13 protein-coding genes are annotated in these 15,797 nt (G+C 70.7%); 10 read left to right on the top strand and 3 right to left on the bottom strand.

The genetic code is table 11. The annotated features are described in order from the left end of the window. Positions 1-18: 18 nt before the first annotated feature. The 8 genes from K8625_RS24065 (at position 19) to K8625_RS24100 (ending at position 9,144) form a co-directional block, all read left to right on the top strand. Positions 19-387, top strand: a complete 369-nt coding sequence (locus K8625_RS24065; RefSeq protein ID WP_223784025.1) for a hypothetical protein — start codon at positions 19-21, stop codon at positions 385-387. A 110-nt stretch (positions 388-497) separates the two neighbouring features. After that, complete coding sequence (locus K8625_RS24070; protein ID WP_046715108.1) at positions 498-698, top strand: hypothetical protein; 201 nt, start codon at positions 498-500, stop codon at positions 696-698. A 117-nt stretch (positions 699-815) separates the two neighbouring features. Next, the gene (locus K8625_RS24075; RefSeq protein WP_223784026.1) at positions 816-3,227 is read left to right on the top strand and encodes a sigma-54-dependent Fis family transcriptional regulator; all 2,412 of its coding nucleotides are present in this window, start codon (positions 816-818) and stop codon (positions 3,225-3,227) included. A gap of 256 nt (positions 3,228-3,483) precedes the next feature. Beyond that, positions 3,484-5,004, top strand: a complete 1,521-nt coding sequence (gene adh / locus K8625_RS24080) for an aldehyde dehydrogenase (protein ID WP_223784027.1) — start codon at positions 3,484-3,486, stop codon at positions 5,002-5,004. Beyond that, positions 5,004-5,438, top strand: coding sequence for a DUF779 domain-containing protein (locus K8625_RS24085; RefSeq protein ID WP_223745578.1), 435 nt, complete (start codon positions 5,004-5,006; stop codon positions 5,436-5,438). Before adh ends, K8625_RS24085 begins: the two co-directional genes overlap by 1 nt. A 233-nt stretch (positions 5,439-5,671) precedes the next feature. Beyond that, complete coding sequence (locus tag K8625_RS24090; protein ID WP_141326956.1) at positions 5,672-6,061, top strand: hypothetical protein; 390 nt, start codon at positions 5,672-5,674, stop codon at positions 6,059-6,061. Between the two features lie 208 nt (positions 6,062-6,269). Beyond that, on the top strand, positions 6,270-6,962 hold the full coding sequence (locus K8625_RS24095; RefSeq protein ID WP_141326959.1) for an SDR family oxidoreductase: 693 nt from the start codon (positions 6,270-6,272) through the stop codon (positions 6,960-6,962). A gap of 289 nt (positions 6,963-7,251) precedes the next feature. Next, positions 7,252-9,144, top strand: coding sequence for an invertase recombinase-like protein (locus K8625_RS24100; protein WP_223784028.1), 1,893 nt, complete (start codon positions 7,252-7,254; stop codon positions 9,142-9,144). A gap of 46 nt (positions 9,145-9,190) precedes the next feature. Here K8625_RS24100 and K8625_RS24105 read toward each other — a convergent pair whose 3' ends face one another. Further along, complete coding sequence (locus K8625_RS24105; RefSeq protein WP_046715102.1) at positions 9,191-9,535, bottom strand: hypothetical protein; 345 nt, start codon at positions 9,533-9,535, stop codon at positions 9,191-9,193. Between the two features lie 40 nt (positions 9,536-9,575). Here K8625_RS24105 and K8625_RS24110 point away from each other — a divergent pair, with 40 nt between their 5' ends. Continuing rightward, the gene (locus K8625_RS24110; protein WP_223784029.1) at positions 9,576-10,901 is read left to right on the top strand and encodes a lipopolysaccharide assembly protein LapB; all 1,326 of its coding nucleotides are present in this window, start codon (positions 9,576-9,578) and stop codon (positions 10,899-10,901) included. 15 nt (positions 10,902-10,916) lie between these two features. On the opposite strand, the gene K8625_RS24115 is transcribed toward K8625_RS24110, so the two are convergent. Further along, positions 10,917-12,203: a pitrilysin family protein gene (locus tag K8625_RS24115; protein WP_141326964.1), complete on the bottom strand. Its 1,287-nt coding sequence runs from the start codon at positions 12,201-12,203 to the stop codon at positions 10,917-10,919. Then, a complete protein-coding gene (locus tag K8625_RS24120) occupies positions 12,200-13,744 on the bottom strand; it encodes a HAMP domain-containing sensor histidine kinase (RefSeq protein ID WP_223745583.1) in 1,545 nt (514 codons plus the stop codon). The genes K8625_RS24115 and K8625_RS24120 overlap by 4 nt, the downstream gene beginning before the upstream one ends. A gap of 260 nt (positions 13,745-14,004) precedes the next feature. On the opposite strand from K8625_RS24120, the gene K8625_RS24125 reads away from it, so the two are divergent. Next, complete coding sequence (locus tag K8625_RS24125; protein WP_223784030.1) at positions 14,005-15,792, top strand: serine hydrolase; 1,788 nt, start codon at positions 14,005-14,007, stop codon at positions 15,790-15,792. Positions 15,793-15,797: the final 5 nt, after the last annotated feature.

Here is a 15,797-nt window from a genome sequence, read left to right on the forward strand (position 1 = left end):
CAACCGAAGGAGCCGAGCATGTCCTCTCGTCGCGCGTCGTATCCGTGGGTCGTCGCCGTGTTGTTGTCCTTCGCCTTCGTCGCGGGAGCCGAACCTACCGAGGAGCAGGCCCTGGCTTGTGACGAGGAGACCGGGGCCTCGCTGCTCACGTGCGGGCGCGCCCGTTGCGGCGACGACTGGGTTTGCGCGTGGAACTGCCCCGAGGCCCTCACGGCGGTCTGCGAGAACAACTACTGCGTGTACACGTACCCGGACCCGGGCGGCGGTGGAGGCGGAGGTGGGCCCACGCCCCAGGTGTGCCCCGGCATGCGCTGCGGGGGGGACTGGAACTGCGTCTGCGAGGGGCTCCAGGGGACGTGCGGTACGAACGGGTACTGCACCTTCTGACGCGAAGGGTTGCCAGTGAGCACTTGGCAGCCGGCGGGTCGTGACTAGCTTCCCGCGCACCATTCGACGCCGGGGCGGACGTCCCGGTGTCGTCACGATAGGAGACGACGGTGCAGAAGCTGCTTCTGGTCGCGGTGCTGGGTGCCATGACGTTCGGCGTGGGATGCCACCGCAACACGCGTGAGAGCGCGAAGAACGATGCCGAGCGCGCCGCGGAGAAGACCGAGGACGCCGCCGAGGACGCGGGCGACGCGGTCAAGGACGCCGCCGAGGAGGCGGGCGACAAGATCGAGGACGCCACCGACAACTAAGGTCGGGTGGCGGGGACCCAGGCCTTCCCGGACGCCGCACCGCGTCGGTTCGCGAGCGCGACTTCGGGAAGGTCATGGGTTGCCGACGGTGTGGGGCATGACCGAATAATCAGCCCCATGGGAACGCTCACGCTCAGCGCCTCGGCGCACCTGTGGGAGCAGTTCCTCGTCGGGGCGCTCGACGAGGACGGGGGCGCTGTTCCGGAGCCGCCCCCCATCCTCTCCCGCTGGCAGCGCTCCCGGGCGCTCGGGGCCCCGAGTACGGGGCTGCCGGACGAGGGACCCAGCGTCGGGGGACTCGCGCTCGTGGAGCGGCGGGCCCGGCTGGAGCCGGTGTGGCACGAGGTCCGGGACATGCTGGACGTGCTCGCCGCCGCGCCGCTGCCCTCGGGGCGGGTGGCGCTGCTGGCGGACCGGGAAGGCGTCATCCTCGCCACGCGCAGCTCGGGCGGAGACTTCGCGGGCCATGCGGACTACGTGCGCCTGGTGGCGGGGGCCTGCTGGGACGAGGTGTCCCGCGGAACGAACGCCATCGGCACGGCGCTGGCGGAGTCCTCGGCGGTGGCCGTGGTGGGACCGGCGCACTATGCGCAGCGGCACCATGGGCTCGTCTGCTACGCGGCGCCGGTGAGAGACCCGTTCGGCGAGGTGCTCGGCGTGCTGGACGTCACGGGCCCGGCGGGTGGCGCGGACCCGCTGGTGCTGGTGGCCGTGGCGAGCATCGCGCACTCGGCGGAGGCGCGGCTGCGCGAGGTCGCCTGGGCGCGGGTGGCGGCGGCGGCGCGCGGTGGGCTGGAGGCGCGGCTGGCTCGCGAGGATGGGCCGGTGCTGCTCGTCGAGTCACCGGGGCGGGTGCGGCGGCTCAATGGGGCGGCGCGCGCGCTGTTCGGCGTGGAGTCGTCTTCCGAGGAGGTGTCACCGGGGCGGGTGCTCGGGCTGTCGTGGCGGACGTTGAAGGACGCGGCGCTGCGCGGGCAGGTCCTGGAGGCGAGCCACCGTGACACGGGCGCGAGCTGGCGCGTGCATCCGGAGGCGGTGGGGGAGGGGGATGGGGAGTCGGCGCTCGCGGTGCTGGTGCGGCTGGAGCCTCGACTGACGCGGGCGCAGGCGCGGACGACTCGGGCCTCCGTGGATGCCCGCTTCGAGAAGGATGTCTGGTCCGAGTTGAAGGGCAGCGACGCCGCGCATCGCGCGACGCTGCGAGAGGCGGCCCGGTTCGCGCCCACGTCGGTGCCGGTGTTGTTGCTGTCGGAGACGGGCACGGGCAAGGAGCTGCTCGCGCGCGCGGTGCATGCGGCGAGCGCGGTGGCCTCCGGGCCGTTCGTGGCGGTCAACTGTGGCGCCCTGTCCGCCGCGCTGCTGGAGAGCGAGCTGTTCGGCCATGCTCCCGGCGCGTTCACGGGGGCGCGCTCGCAAGGCGCGGAGGGGAAGCTGGCGGCGGCGGATGGCGGGACGTTGTTCCTGGATGAGCTGGCGGAGATGCCCGCGGCGCTGCAGGTGATGTTGCTGCGCGTGCTGGAGGACGGTGGGTACTCGCGCGTCGGGGAGTCGCGCGTGAGGCACTCGCGCTTCCGGCTTGTCTGCGCGACGTGTCGGGACCTGGAGGCGGCGGTGCGCTCGGGAGCGTTCCGGCAGGACCTGTACTACCGGCTCCAGGGGGCGCTCCTGCGCTTGCCTCCGCTGCGCGAGCGGGAGGACCTGCCGGAGCTGGCGCAGGTGCTGCTGCGTCAGCTCGCGAGCGAGGGAGGCCATCCTCCGAGCACGTTGTCCGCGGCGGCGCTCGCGAGGCTGTGCGCGCACCGGTGGCCGGGGAACGTGCGGGAGCTGAAGACGGTGTTGCGCCTGGCGCTGGTCCGCGCGGATGGGGCGCCCGTCATCGATGTGGCCGCGTTGCCGCCGGAGCTGGGGCGCGCGCCCGTGCCCGTGGAGGCCGGGCCCGCATCGCGCTCAGCGCTGGGATTCGCTCCCGCGTCGCCGATGGATGTCGCGCATGGCTTCGAATCGCGCTCCGATGCAGGGTGGGCGTCGACGTCGCCACGCCATGGCGAGTCTGACTGCACAGCGCGCTCCGAGGCGGAGCGGGCGCCGATGTCGCCCCGCCAGGACGAGCCTGGCTTCGCATCGTGCTCCGAGGCGGTGCGGGCACCGAGGTCGCCCCGCCAGGACGAGCCTGGCTTCGCATCGCGCTCCGAGGCGGTGCGGGCGCCGATGTCGCCCCGCCAGGACGAGCCTGGCTTCGCATCGCGCACCGAGCCGGGGCGTGCTCCCGCGACGCCGATGCAGGGCGAGCCTCGGCACGCATCGCGCTCCGCGCCAGGGCGTGTGCCGGGAGCCGAGCCCTTCGCGGCTTCACGCGCCGAGCCCGCAGGCCCCACGGGGCTTCGCGAGGTGGAGGCGAACGCCATCCTCGAGGCCTTGTCGCGCAGCGGTGGGAACGTGGCGCGCGCGGCTCGGCTGCTCGGGATTGCCCGCAGCACGCTCTACCGCATGGTGGAGCGCTTCGGACTGGTGCTGCCGCCACGCTCATGAGCGCCACGGTCGCGGTCATCCACCGCACATCTTGACGCCCGACGGGCCTGCCGCTCACAGCCACTTCAGAACATTCCAGCGAGGCGTGGGACACCCTGCGCGCGACACTGTCGCGGGATGCGCCACGTGTGTCCGCGGGGAGTGTCGCATCGCGGGACACGACGCGGCGCGACGTCGGCGGTGCGGGTGAGTGGCACGGGTGCTGCTCTGGGGCGGAGCGCTTCCACCCGCAGCCCCACCCGCAAGGAGAGCGTCCATGATCTACGCCGCCCCCAACCAGCCCGGCTCGAAGGTGAAGTTCAAGTCCCGCTACCAGAACTTCATCGGCGGTCGGTGGGTCGAGCCGAAGCGTGGCCAGTATTTCGAGAACATCACGCCCGTGACGGGCCAGGTCTTCTGTGAGGTCGCCCGCTCCACGGCGGAGGACATCGAGCTGGCGCTGGACGCCGCGCACGCCGCACGGGTGTCCTGGGGCCGCACGTCGCCCACGGCGCGCGCCAACATCCTGCTGAAGATCGCCGACCGGATGGAGCAGAACCTGGAAATGCTCGCGGTGGCGGAGTCCTGGGACAACGGCAAGCCGGTCCGCGAGACGCTCGCCGCGGACCTGCCGCTGGCCATCGACCACTTCCGCTACTTCGCCGGCTGCATCCGCGCGCAGGAGGGCACGGTGGGCGAGCTGGACCACGACACGGTGGCCTACCACTTCCACGAGCCCCTGGGCGTGGTGGGGCAGATCATCCCCTGGAACTTCCCCATCCTGATGGCGGCGTGGAAGGTGGCGCCGGCGCTGGCGGCGGGCAACTGCGTGGTGCTCAAGCCCGCGGAGCAGACGCCCGTGGGCATCCTGGTGCTCACCGAGCTCATCCAGGACCTCCTGCCCGAGGGCGTCTTCAACGTCGTCAACGGCTTCGGCATCGAGGCGGGCAAGCCGCTGGCCAGCAGCCCCCGCGTGGCCAAGGTGGCCTTCACGGGTGAGACGACGACGGGCCGGCTCATCCTCCAGTACGCGAGCGAGAACCTCATCCCGGTGACGCTGGAGCTGGGCGGCAAGAGCCCGAACATCTTCTTCGACGACGTGATGGCGCACGACGACGACTTCCTGGACAAGGCGATGGAGGGCTTCTCCATGTTCGCGCTGAACCAGGGCGAGGTCTGCACGTGCCCGTCGCGCGCGCTGGTGGGCGAGAAGATCTACTCGCAGTTCATCGAGCGCGCGCTGGAGCGCGTGAAGAAGGTTCGCCCGGGCAACCCGCTGGACACCGACACGAAGCTGGGCGCGCAGGCGTCGAACGACCAGCTGGAGAAGATCCTCGGCTACATCGACATCGGCAAGAAGGAGGGCGCCAAGGTGCTCACCGGCGGCGAGCGCGTGAGCCTGCCCGGCGACCTCAAGGACGGCTACTACGTGGCGCCCACGGTGTTCCAGGGCCACAACAAGATGCGCGTCTTCCAGGAGGAGATCTTCGGACCGGTGGTGAGCGTCACCACGTTCAAGGACTTCGACGACGCGATGCGCATCGCCAACGACACGCTGTACGGCCTGGGCGCGGGTGTGTGGACGCGCGACACGAACACGGCCTACCGCGCGGGGCGCACCATCGAGGCGGGGCGCGTGTGGACCAACTGCTACCACCTGTACCCGGCGCACGCGGCGTTCGGCGGCTACAAGCAGTCGGGCATCGGCCGGGAGACGCACCGCAAGATGCTGGACCACTACCAGCAGACCAAGAACCTGCTCGTCAGCTACAGCCCGAAGGCGATGGGGTTCTTCTGATGAGTGACACCCGTGCCGGGCCCGGCGCGGGTGGGCAGGCGGACTCCACGGTGGCCCGGGTGGCGGTGACGCCCGAGGCCGCCGCGGTCATCCGCTCCCTGCGTGCCACGCATGGGCCGCTGATGTTCCACCAGTCCGGCGGCTGCTGCGACGGCAGCGCGCCCATGTGCTACCCGCTCAAGGAGTTCCGCATCGGTCAGCGGGACGTCTTCCTGGGAGAGGTCGAGGGCTGCCCCGTCTACATCGGCGGCGCGCAGTTCGAGCTCTGGCAGCACACCCACCTGACGCTGGACGTGGTGCCGGGGCGGGGCGCGGGCTTCAGCGTCGAGTCCCCGCTGGGCGTCCGCTTCCTCACGCGAAGCCGCGTCTTCACGGACGAGGAATACGAGCGCATGAAGCACGAGCCTCCGCCGAGGCGCGGACCTCCGGAGTGAGCACCGTGCTCCGGGCCTGATGCCGGGCCCGGAGCGTATTCACAGACATCGGGCGGCGCCGGGTCGCCCCGCACCCGACCGTAACCCGTCATGTCACAGCACGGGCAATGGCAATCATCCCCCTCGAAATAGACTCACGCGGTGTCGCGAATACACCATTTACACTGCGTGCAAGTACTTATACACAGAGCCCGCCTCCAACCCAGGAGGCAACTCACTATGAGGGGGAAGTCATGACGCTGTGCAAGACTCTGGGAGTCGTGGGAGTGGTGTCTCTGCTGGTGGTCGGCTGCGGTGGGGAGTACACGCCGGAAGAGGCTGCCCAGGACGCGCAGATGGGAGAAACGACGCAGGCCGTGGAGAGCGCGTTCATCGCGGGGGGGCAGACGCGTGACTTCTCGACCTGGCTGTTCGGTGTGACGCCGTTCTATGTGCGGAACATGTCCTCGACGCGGTCCACGCGCTTCAACGCGTACTGCGGCGGCAACAACATCTCCATCCTCCTGGCGCCGAATCAGGTCTATCCCACGAGCCTGAACTGCGCCTGGCCCGGCGCGCGTCTGTATGTCCAGAACCAGGGCCTCAGCCCGACGCTGGACCAGATCTACGTCGAGACGCACTGAGTCGAGGCGCGCCCTTCCCGGGTGTGCTCGGAGAGCCTCCGCGAGGGGGCTCTCTTTTTCGTCGTTCAGCCGTGATGACCCGACACGCAGACTCGGCCCTCCCCGTGGGCGCTCGCCCGGGGCTGCGCTTTGCCGTGAAAGCCATGGGTCGCCATATTATGCTCATCATATGGTGGTCGAAGGGTTCTCGTCACACGGGAGTCGGGTCATGCAGATGAAGAATGCGGTTGCCCTGGTTACTGGCGCCAATCGTGGGTTGGGGCGTGCGTTCGCGCAGGCGCTGTTGGAGCGGGGGGCTCGCAAGGTGTACGCGGCGGCGCGGGAGCCTTCGAGCGTGGACATCCCGGGCGTGGTCCCGGTCCGCCTGGACGTCACCCGGCCCGAACAACTGGAGGCGCTGGTCCGCGAGGCGGGCGACGTGTCGCTGCTCATCAACAACGCGGGCATCCTGAAGGGCACGAGCCTGCTGGGGCAGGACGCGCTGGCCGCCGCTCGGGCCGAGCTGGAGACGAACTACCTGGGCCCGCTGGCGACGAGCAGCGCCTTCGCGCCCGTGTTGGCGAGGAACGGCGGTGGTGCCATCCTCAACGTGCTCTCGGTGCTCAGCTGGGTGGCCTTCCCGGGGTCGGCCAGCTACAGCGCCTCGAAGGCCGCCGCGTGGGCGCTGACCAACGGGCTTCGCAAGGAGCTGGCCGCGCAGAAGACGCAGGTGGTGGCCCTGCATGTCGGGTACATGGACACGGACATGGCCCACAAGGTCACCGCGCCGAAGTCGAGCCCCGCGGACGTGGTGCGCCAGACGCTGGATGCCATCGAGGCCGGCCAGGACGAGGTGCTCGCCGACGAGGTGAGCCGCAACGTCAAGCAGGGGCTGTCCGCGGGCGTCTATCTCCAGCGTTGATGGAAGAAGGGGGCGCAGCCGCCATCGGGTCCCGCGCTCAGCTCCTTCGAGGTCCGGGCCCTGGGCGCGCGCGGGCTGGTGGGGGCTGGCGCGGACCAGGTCCAGGTTCTGTAGGGGTGGAATCGCTCAGGGTGTCATCGGCACCCCTCGTCGCGACAGATTCTTTCAATCCGTGAAACAGGCGCGAGGGGGCGGCCTGTGACTGGGGCGCCACCGGGGCGGGGGCGCGAAGTGTGGTACGAGGAGCCTGGATTTTTGAAACCGGAGGCTCGCTTTGACGTTGGTTCGGGTGTGTTTGACTTCGCTGCTGGTCCTGATGGTCGCCTGCGGTGATGGTGATTCGGATCCAGTGGTGGTGGTTCCTGATGCCGGGCACAACGCGCCGGACTCAGGCAACGGGACACCCGACTCGGGGGGAGGAGCGCCGGACTCGGGAGGCGACCTTCCCGACGCGGGGGGGGAGACGCCGGATGCCGGCGGTGAACTTCCAGACGCGGGCGGCGAAATCCCCGACGCGGGCGGCGAGCTTCCGGACGCGGGGGGAGAAATCCCCGACGCGGGTGGCGAAATCCCCGACGCCGGTGGTGAGCTCCCCGACGCGGGCGTGACGCCGGATGCCGGCAACGAGCCCGCCGACGCGGGCAACGAGACGCCCGACGCGGGTGGTGAGCTTCCCGACGCGGGCAACGAGACGCCCGACGCGGGTGGAGACGCCGGCCCGGGCAACGAGACGCCCGATGCCGGGACGCCCGACGCCGGTAACGAGCCGTCGGACGCCGGAACGCCCGACGCGGGCGGCGAGACGCCCGACGCCGGTGGCGGCACTCCGGACGCGGGTGGCGAGCCGCCCTTGGTGAGCGTCATCGCGAACTGGGGCTTCGAGGCCTGGTCCGGCTCGCTGCCCGACGCGTGGCTCGGCAGCAAGTCGAACCTCGCCGGCAGCGACGTGCAGAAGGTGACGAGCGGCGCGTTCGAGGGCTCGAACGCGGCCCGTCTGACGAATGCCTCGTCCACGCACCGCCGCTTCACCACCGCGGCGATGACGCTGCCCGCGGGCCGCTACACCTGCACCTACCAGGTGCGTGGCACCGGTGAGGTCCGCAACGCCTTCTTCGACGACGACTACTCCAGCTACACCGGCTACACCTCCGTCGACACCGCCACGTGGCGGCAGCTGACGTACACGTTCAACCTCGCCGGCGACGTCTTCGACACCTTCGAGCTCATCTTCAGCATCCGCAACACCAGCGGTGAGCACCTGACCCTCGACGACGTGCGCTGCACGCGCGCCCCCCAGCCGTGTGACACCGTGACGTGCGAGCCCTGGGCGAAGTGCGACAACACCACCGTGACGTGCGAGCCGCTCGCGGGCCGCTGCTACGACACCGTCGACTGCGACGAGTGGCAGGCCTGCGACGCCAACAACACCTGCGTGACGGCCGAGGACCGCTGCGTCCGCCACGCCGACTGCGCCGGCACGCCCGAGACCCCCGTCTGCCAGCTCTCCACGCACCAGTGCATCCCGGGCGACCCGTGCGCGGGCGTCACGTGCTCCAACCCCGCGACCACCTGCAACCCGACCTCCGGCGTGTGCGAGCTGGCCCCCGGCGCCTGCTTCACCACGTACGACTGCGTGGGCGCGCTGCCCGCGTGTGACTCGGCCACCCGGCGCTGCGTGCCCGCGGACCACGCCTCGAACATCATCCGCAACGGCGGCTTCGAGAGCTGGAACGTCTACTCCATCCCCTACCAGGGCAATCACCTCATCCCCGACTACTGGTACGGCCTGGACAACGGCATCGCGGACCCGGGCACGGAGATTCGCGCCTCGCGCCTGCAGCCCTACACGGCCGCGGTGCACGGCGGCACGACGGCGCTCCAGTTCGTCGTCCCCATCCAGGTGGCCGAGCGCTTCTCCCTGGAGAAGTTCAACGTCCCCAGCGGCAACTACTCCTGCTCGTACCGGGTGAGGGGCCACGGCACCCTGCGCCACCGCGTCTACTCGAGCGCCGGCTGGAGCCCGCAGACGGACTTCATCCTGGTGGACAGCGATGCCTGGCAGCCGGTGTTCTTCAAGTTCACCGGCAACGTGCGCGACTGGCGCCTGTTCTTCTACCCGAGCCGCAGCGAGGCCGATCGCGACCACCTCCAGGTCGACGACGTCGTCTGCACGAAGGACTAGCCCGCACTACGTAGAATCCACGATTCGCCGGACGGGGCCGCGCAGCTCAGGCGGCCTCGTCCAGTATCTCCAGCGCCTCGCGGACGCCGGGCAGGGCGGAGAGCAGCTCCAGCTCGGCCGTCTGGAGGACGGAGACGCGCTTGCCGCTGACGCGCTCCATCGTCAGCTCGATGCGGTGCTCTCCCTCCGGGTTGACGCGACGGAAGATGCGCGCCCTCCGCCCCTCCGCCCGGCAGGCGAGGATGTCCTTCTGCAGGCTGCGCAGCCGCCGGAACACCTTCAGCGCCAGACGCCCCTCGGGGGTGTCGAACGTGTGGAAGTGCCGGTTGCGCGACAGCGGCTTGCTGGGGTCATGGAGCCTCTCCACGAGGCGCCGAACGAATGGGTCCATCGACGAGGGAGGATAACATCCGGTACCCTCCGGCTCAGCGATGCCCTGGAGAAAACGAAACCTGCCGTGGACGCTGGCGCTCCTCCTCCCGCTTGCCTGCAAGGAGCCCGAGGCCGCGGCCGTCCAGAACCGTGCTCAACAAGCCCAGAGCGCCCTGGGCGAGGCCCGCGTCCAGCTGGCCAGTGGACAGCCCGCCGCCGCGCTCAACGCCCTCAAGCGCGCCGCCACCGCCGCGCCCGACAGCGCCGAGCCCTTCCTGCTGATGGCCGAAGCCCACCGCATGAACAACAACATGGGCGCGGCCATCATGTCCCTCAAGCAGGCCGAGGCCCTCATCCCCGGCACGGACCCGTCCATCCAGAAGCAGCTCTCCGAGCTGTACCGGAGCAACGGCAACACCCAGGAGGCCCTGGCCATCCTCGTGACGCTGCGAGACTCGGGCCTCCTCCAGGAGCAGGACATCCTGGACCTGGCGCGCTTCCAGGCCCGCGAGGGGCAGATCGACGAGGCCTTCACCACGCTGAACAGCGTGCTGCGCGACAGCCCGGACGACCCCGAGGCCAAGGCGGTGGAGGCGGAGGTCCTCCTCATGAAGGGCGACGAGCTGCTCGCCGCCAACCTCATGGACCGGCTGCTCCAGCAGAACCCCTCGCACACCGCCGCGCGCCTGCTTCGCGCCCGCTACTTCCTGGTCAGCGGCGTGCCGCAGATGGCGGAGGCCGACCTGCAGGCCGTGGAGGGCAAGGACGCCCAGCGCGCGGACGTCGTCACCCTGAGGGCCCGCGCGCTGCTCGCGCAAGGGCGCGCCAAGGACGCCGAGGCCGCGCTCAAGGCGCTGGTCGACGCCGAGCCGCAGAACGCCGAGGCCCTGGCGTGGATGGCGGAGACGGTGCTCGCGCAGGGCCGCCGCGCGGACGCGCTGGCGCTGGTGGACCGCGCGCTCACGTTCCGTCCCCGGCTGGCCCGGGGCCTCTACGTGCGAGGCCGCGCGCAGGAGGAGGCCAAGGACATGAAGGGCGCGGAGGAGAGCTACCGCTTCGCCCTCAGCGCCGAGCCGCGCTTCGCGCCCGTGCACTCCCGGCTGTGGCGGCTGTACCTCCAGACGGACCGCAAGGTGGATGCGTTCTCGTCGCTGGAGCGCATGCTCAACCTGGGCGAGGCCTCCCTGGAAGAGAAGGTCGCCCTGGCCCGGCTCTCCGCCCAGCTCCAGACGCAGATGCCCCGGGCCATGAAGCTCATCGACGAGGCGCTCCAGAAGGAGCCCGACAACGCCGAGTACCAGGAGGTGAAGAAGTCCCTGGTCTCGATGGCGCCGAAGCCGAAGAAGAAGCCCTCCGGCCCCGTCATCATCCGCGGCGGCCGCTGACGGCGGCGCCGGGGCTCAGGGGAGTCCCGGGGCCTCGGCCACCACGCGCTCCAGCGCCTTGAGGCCCTTGCGCTGGCCCACCGCCACCACCGTCAGGTTGTCGCGGCGGAAGTAGCGCTGGGCCACCTCGCGCACCTTCGCGGCGGACTGCGAGTCCACCAGGTCCGCGCGGTGGTCGAAGGTCTCCGGCGTGCGGAACAGCTCCGTGCCGCCGAACCACCCGGCCAGCTCCCCCGGCGAGTCCTGGGAGAACTCCAGCAGCATCCGGTGGCGGCGCTTGGCGCGGCTCAGCTCCTCCTCGCCAATCTCCGTGTCGCACAGCTGGGCAATCACCCGCAGGGACTCCTCCACCACCTGCGAGGCCTTCTCCGGGGCGCTCGCGGCCTCCACCTCGAACAGGCCCGCGTCGTGGTAGCCGTCCAGCGAGGCGTGGACCGAGTACGCCAGGCCCCGCTTCTCCACGATTTCGAACGGCAGCCGCGAGGACAGGCCGTCATCCAGCACGCGACGCAGAATCTGGAGCGCGGGGTAGTCCTCGTGCTGCTCCGGCACGGCGCGGAAGTTGAGGCGGAACTCCGTCTGCGACTCGTCGTGGGTGACGAAGTGGAGCAGCGGCCCGGGCGCGCCGCGGGGCGGCGGCGTCTCGGAGCTGGCGGGGCCGCGCGGCAGGTGGGCGAAGGCGCGCTCGGCCAGCTCCAGCACCTCTTCGCGGCGCACGCGGCCCGCGGCCGTGACGACCAGGTTGCCGGTGACGTAGTGCTGGGCGAAGTGCTCCAGCACCTGCGCGTGCTTCAGCGCGGAGACGGAGTCGCGCGTGCCGGCGATCTTCTGCGCCAGCGGGTGCTGGGGGAAGAGCAGGTGCTTGGACAGGTTGTCCAGGTCGATGTCCCGGCCCTTCTCGTCCACCTCGTCGAGCATCTCCTCGAGGATGATCTGCCGCTCCACCTCCATGTCCGTGAGGCGGGGGCGGGTGAGCATGTCGCCCAGGATGTCCATGCCCACGCGCAGGTGCGCCGGGTGCAGGGGCGTGTAGTAGTAGCCGTGATCCCGGGTGGTGACGCCGTTGAGGTTGCCGCCGACCTCCTCCACGGCCGCGTTCATCCGCACCGTGTCCGGCCAGCTCTCGCTGCCCCGGAAGAACAGGTGTTCCAGGTAGTGGCTGACGCCGTTGTTGGCGGGCGTCTCGTGCCGGCTGCCGGTGCGGACGTAGATGGCGAGCAGGGCGGTGTGGAGGTGGGGCGTCTCGACGGTGACGACGCGCAGCCCGGAGGGCAGCACGTCCCGATACGGTGTGAAGCTCATGCGCGAGGAAGCCTTAACACGAAGGCCGTCCCCTGGCCGGGAATACTCTGGCAGGAGAGCGAGCCCCCGTGGGCCTGGAGGATTTGCTGACTCACCGCGAGCCCCAGGCCGGTGCCGCCCTCCTTGGTGGTGAAGAACGGCTCGAACAGGTGCTGTCGCACCTCCTCCGTCATCCCCTGGCCGGTGTCCTTGACGGTCACCTCCACGTCCTGCTCCACGGGGCGGGTGGCGATGGTGAGCTGGCCGCCGTGGGGCATCGCCTCGCGGCTGTTGCGCAAGAGATTGAGGAACACCTGGCGCAGCTGCCCCTCGTCGGCGAGCACCGGGGGCGTGGTAGGGGCGAACTCGCGCACCACCTCCACCCCCGCGCGCGTCAGCTCCTCGCGGGAGAAGTCCAGCACGCCGTCCAGCACCGCCGTCACGTCGCGCGGGTCCAGGTCCGGCCGCTGGGGGCGGGCCATGCGCAGGTAGTGCTCGGTGACGTCCGCCAGCCGGTCCACTTCCCGCGTGACGGCGGAGAGCAAATCTCTCACCTCGCCGGACTCGTCGGGGGTGGGGAAGGTGGCGCGCTCCACCGCGTCCCCCAAGAGCTCCACGTTGAGGCCGATGGAGGACAGGGGGTTTCGCACCTCGTGGACGATCTGCGCGGAGACGCGGCCCACGGCGGCGAGCTGCTCGGCGCGCATCAGGGCCTCCGCCTGCGCCTTGATCTGCGCCTCGCGGGCCTGGAGTGAGCGGGCCATCTGGTCGAACTCGCGCGCGAGCACGGCCACCTCGTCGTGTCCGCGCACGCCCAGCTGCGCGCTGTAGTCGCCCTTGCCGATGCGCGAGACGCCCTCGATGAGCGTGCGCACGGGGCGCAGCGTGCGGGCCGACCACGCCGTGGCGCCCAGGCCCAGGAGGATGGCGGCCACCGAGAGGCTGATGATGGCGATGCCCGTCTGGCGCTCGCGCTCCTCGGCGCCGTCCACGCGCTCGCGGATGCGGTTGGACAACGACAGGCGCAAGAGCCGCAGCTCGCGGCCGATGGCGTCCTCCATGGTGAGCACGTCCGCGGTGGCGCGGTCCACCGCGGCCTTGTCTGGCGCCTGGGTGCTGAACGCGTCGAACACGCTCTCCGCCGCGCGGCCGTACTCCTGGTAGCGCGAGTCCAGCTCCGCGAGCCGGGCCTCCAGTTCACCGATGAAGGGAATCTCGCTCTCGGGGGCCATCTCCCGAAGCTGCGTGGCGCGCTCGCGCGTGGCGGCCAGGCGCTGGGAGATGAAGGCCGTGGGCACGTAGACGCGGGCCAGCCGGATGATGGCGCGGCGGATCTCCGCGCTGTCCTCCTCCAGCATGCGCGCGGTGTGGCGCTGCTGGTTGGCGTGGTTCATCTCCATCTCCGCCGCGTCCTGGGAGAGCTGGAGGTAGCCCTGGCTCACCAGCCGTATCTCCAGCCGGTTGCGGTGCAGCTCGGCCACGCTGAACAGCGACACCAGGCCGAAGGTGACGAGCACCACCGCGTAGCCCAGGAAGATGCGGGTGGCGAGGGAGAGCTTCATGCGCGCGTGGACCGTGCACGGGTCCTGGCGCCATCGCTACGCAACCCGGACCCCGGGCGCAAGCAATGCCGTCCTCCCGCTCGCCCTCCCGTGGGGCGGGCCGCCATCCAGACCTCCGGAGTCATGGCGCGAAAGGATAGCCCGGCCCCGGGGTGGGTGGGGGGCGGGGACGTTTCTGTAAGTCGGTTGCAATCAGCCGCCGGGGTCCGCCGTAAGGCCCTACGGGCCTTGCCCCCTCGCTCGTCCACCCAGGAATCTTGATGAATTCCTCCCTCTCCCTGGGCGCCTTGCTGGCGCTCTTCTCCCTGTCCCCCACGGCCCGGGCCGCCGAGCCGGCCGCGCCCCCGAAGCCCCCCGCCCAGGCCCCCGCGGCCGACGCGGCGGAGAAGCTGATGGGCATCTGGTCGGCGGACCCCGTCTATGGGCCCGAGGTCCAGGGCGAGCTGACGGTGTTCCGCGAGGGCACCACGTGGCGCGCGCGAATCTCGGGCTACGAGGCCACGGGCCAGGTGGAGAAGGGCGCGCTGACGCTGGCCTTGCCGGGCGGACAGGGGACGTTCCGGGCCACGGTGGCGGCGGATGGCCAGGAGCTCAGGGGCCACTGGGTGCAGCCGCGCGTCATGGTGGGTGGCGTGCGGTACGCGACGCCGGTGGAGCTGCGCTCACTGCGGAAGGGCGTGTGGCGCGGGACGGTGAAGCCGTGGGCGGACCGCTTCACGCTGTACCTGGTCGTCTACAAGAAGCCGGATGGCGCCATCGCCGCGTACCTGAGGGACCCGGAGAAGGGCTTCGGAAGGCAGTTCGCGCTGAACGTCTCCGTGCAGGGCAGCGCCGTGAAGCTGGTGGACCCGCGCGGGCCGACGACGTTCGAGGGCACGCTGGATGAGAACTCGGGCCGGCTGTCCGTGCCCATCTTCTTCCTGGGGAACCTCCAGTTCACCCGTCGCGAGCGGGACCAGGCGGTGGGCCTGTATCCGCGCACGCCCGCGCCGGGGGCGTACGTCTACCGTCCGCCCGTGGCCGAGCAGGACGGCTGGGCGACGGCGTCCCTGTCTGACGTGGGCATGGACGCGGCACCCATCCAGGCGTTGATGCAGCGGCTCCTCGACACGGAGGTGGGCCCCGGGCCCGCGCAGCGCGTCCAGGGCGTGCTCATCGCGCGCAAGGGCAAGCTCGTGCTGGAGGAGTACTTCTACGGCTACGACAAGGAGCGGCTCCACGACTTGCGCTCGGCGTCCAAGACGCTGGCGCCGGTGCTGGTGGGCACCGCCATCCAGAAGGGCGCGAAGCTGTCTCCGCAGACGCCCGTCTACTCGATGTTCCCTGGCCATCAGCCGAAGGGGCCCCAGGACGCGCGCAGGGCGGGGCTGACGCTGGAGCACCTGATGACGATGACGTCGGGGTTCGACTGCGACGACGACAACGAGGAGACGCCCGGCAACGAGAACAACCTCCAGAATCAGGAGGGGGACTGGTACGCGTACACGTTGGATTTGCCCATGGCGCGGGCGCCGGGTGAGACGCAGGCGGTGTATTGCTCGGCGGGCATCAACCTGGTGGGCGGCGTGGTGCGCAACGCGACGGGCACGTGGTTGCCGGAGCACTTCGAGCGCACCGTGGCCACGCCGCTCCAGTTCCGTCACTACGCGATGAACCTGATGCCGGACGGGGAGGCGTACCTGGGCGGCGGCCTCTACGCGCGGCCCCGGGACGCGCTGAAGCTGGGGCAGCTGTACCTGTCGGGCGGCGTGTGGAACGGCAAGCGCGTGGTGTCCAGGCAGTGGGTCGAGCGCTCCACCGCGCGGCACTCGGTGATGAGCCCCGAGCGCACCTACGGGTATGCGTGGTGGCGCCACGAGGTGCGCGTGGGCGAGCGCGTCTACACGGAATACGAGGCGGGCGGCAACGGCGGGCAGTACGTCATGGTCATCCCCGAGCTGGAGCTCACGGTGATGTTCACCGGGGGCAATTACGGGCAGTTCAACGTCTGGAAGACCTTCCGGGAGGAATTGCTGCCCCGATACATCCTCGCGGCCGTGCGGCGGTAGGGGCG

It is taken from the genome of Myxococcus sp. AS-1-15 (assembly GCF_020037055.1).
Taxonomy (GTDB): Bacteria; Myxococcota; Myxococcia; order Myxococcales; family Myxococcaceae; genus Myxococcus; species Myxococcus fulvus.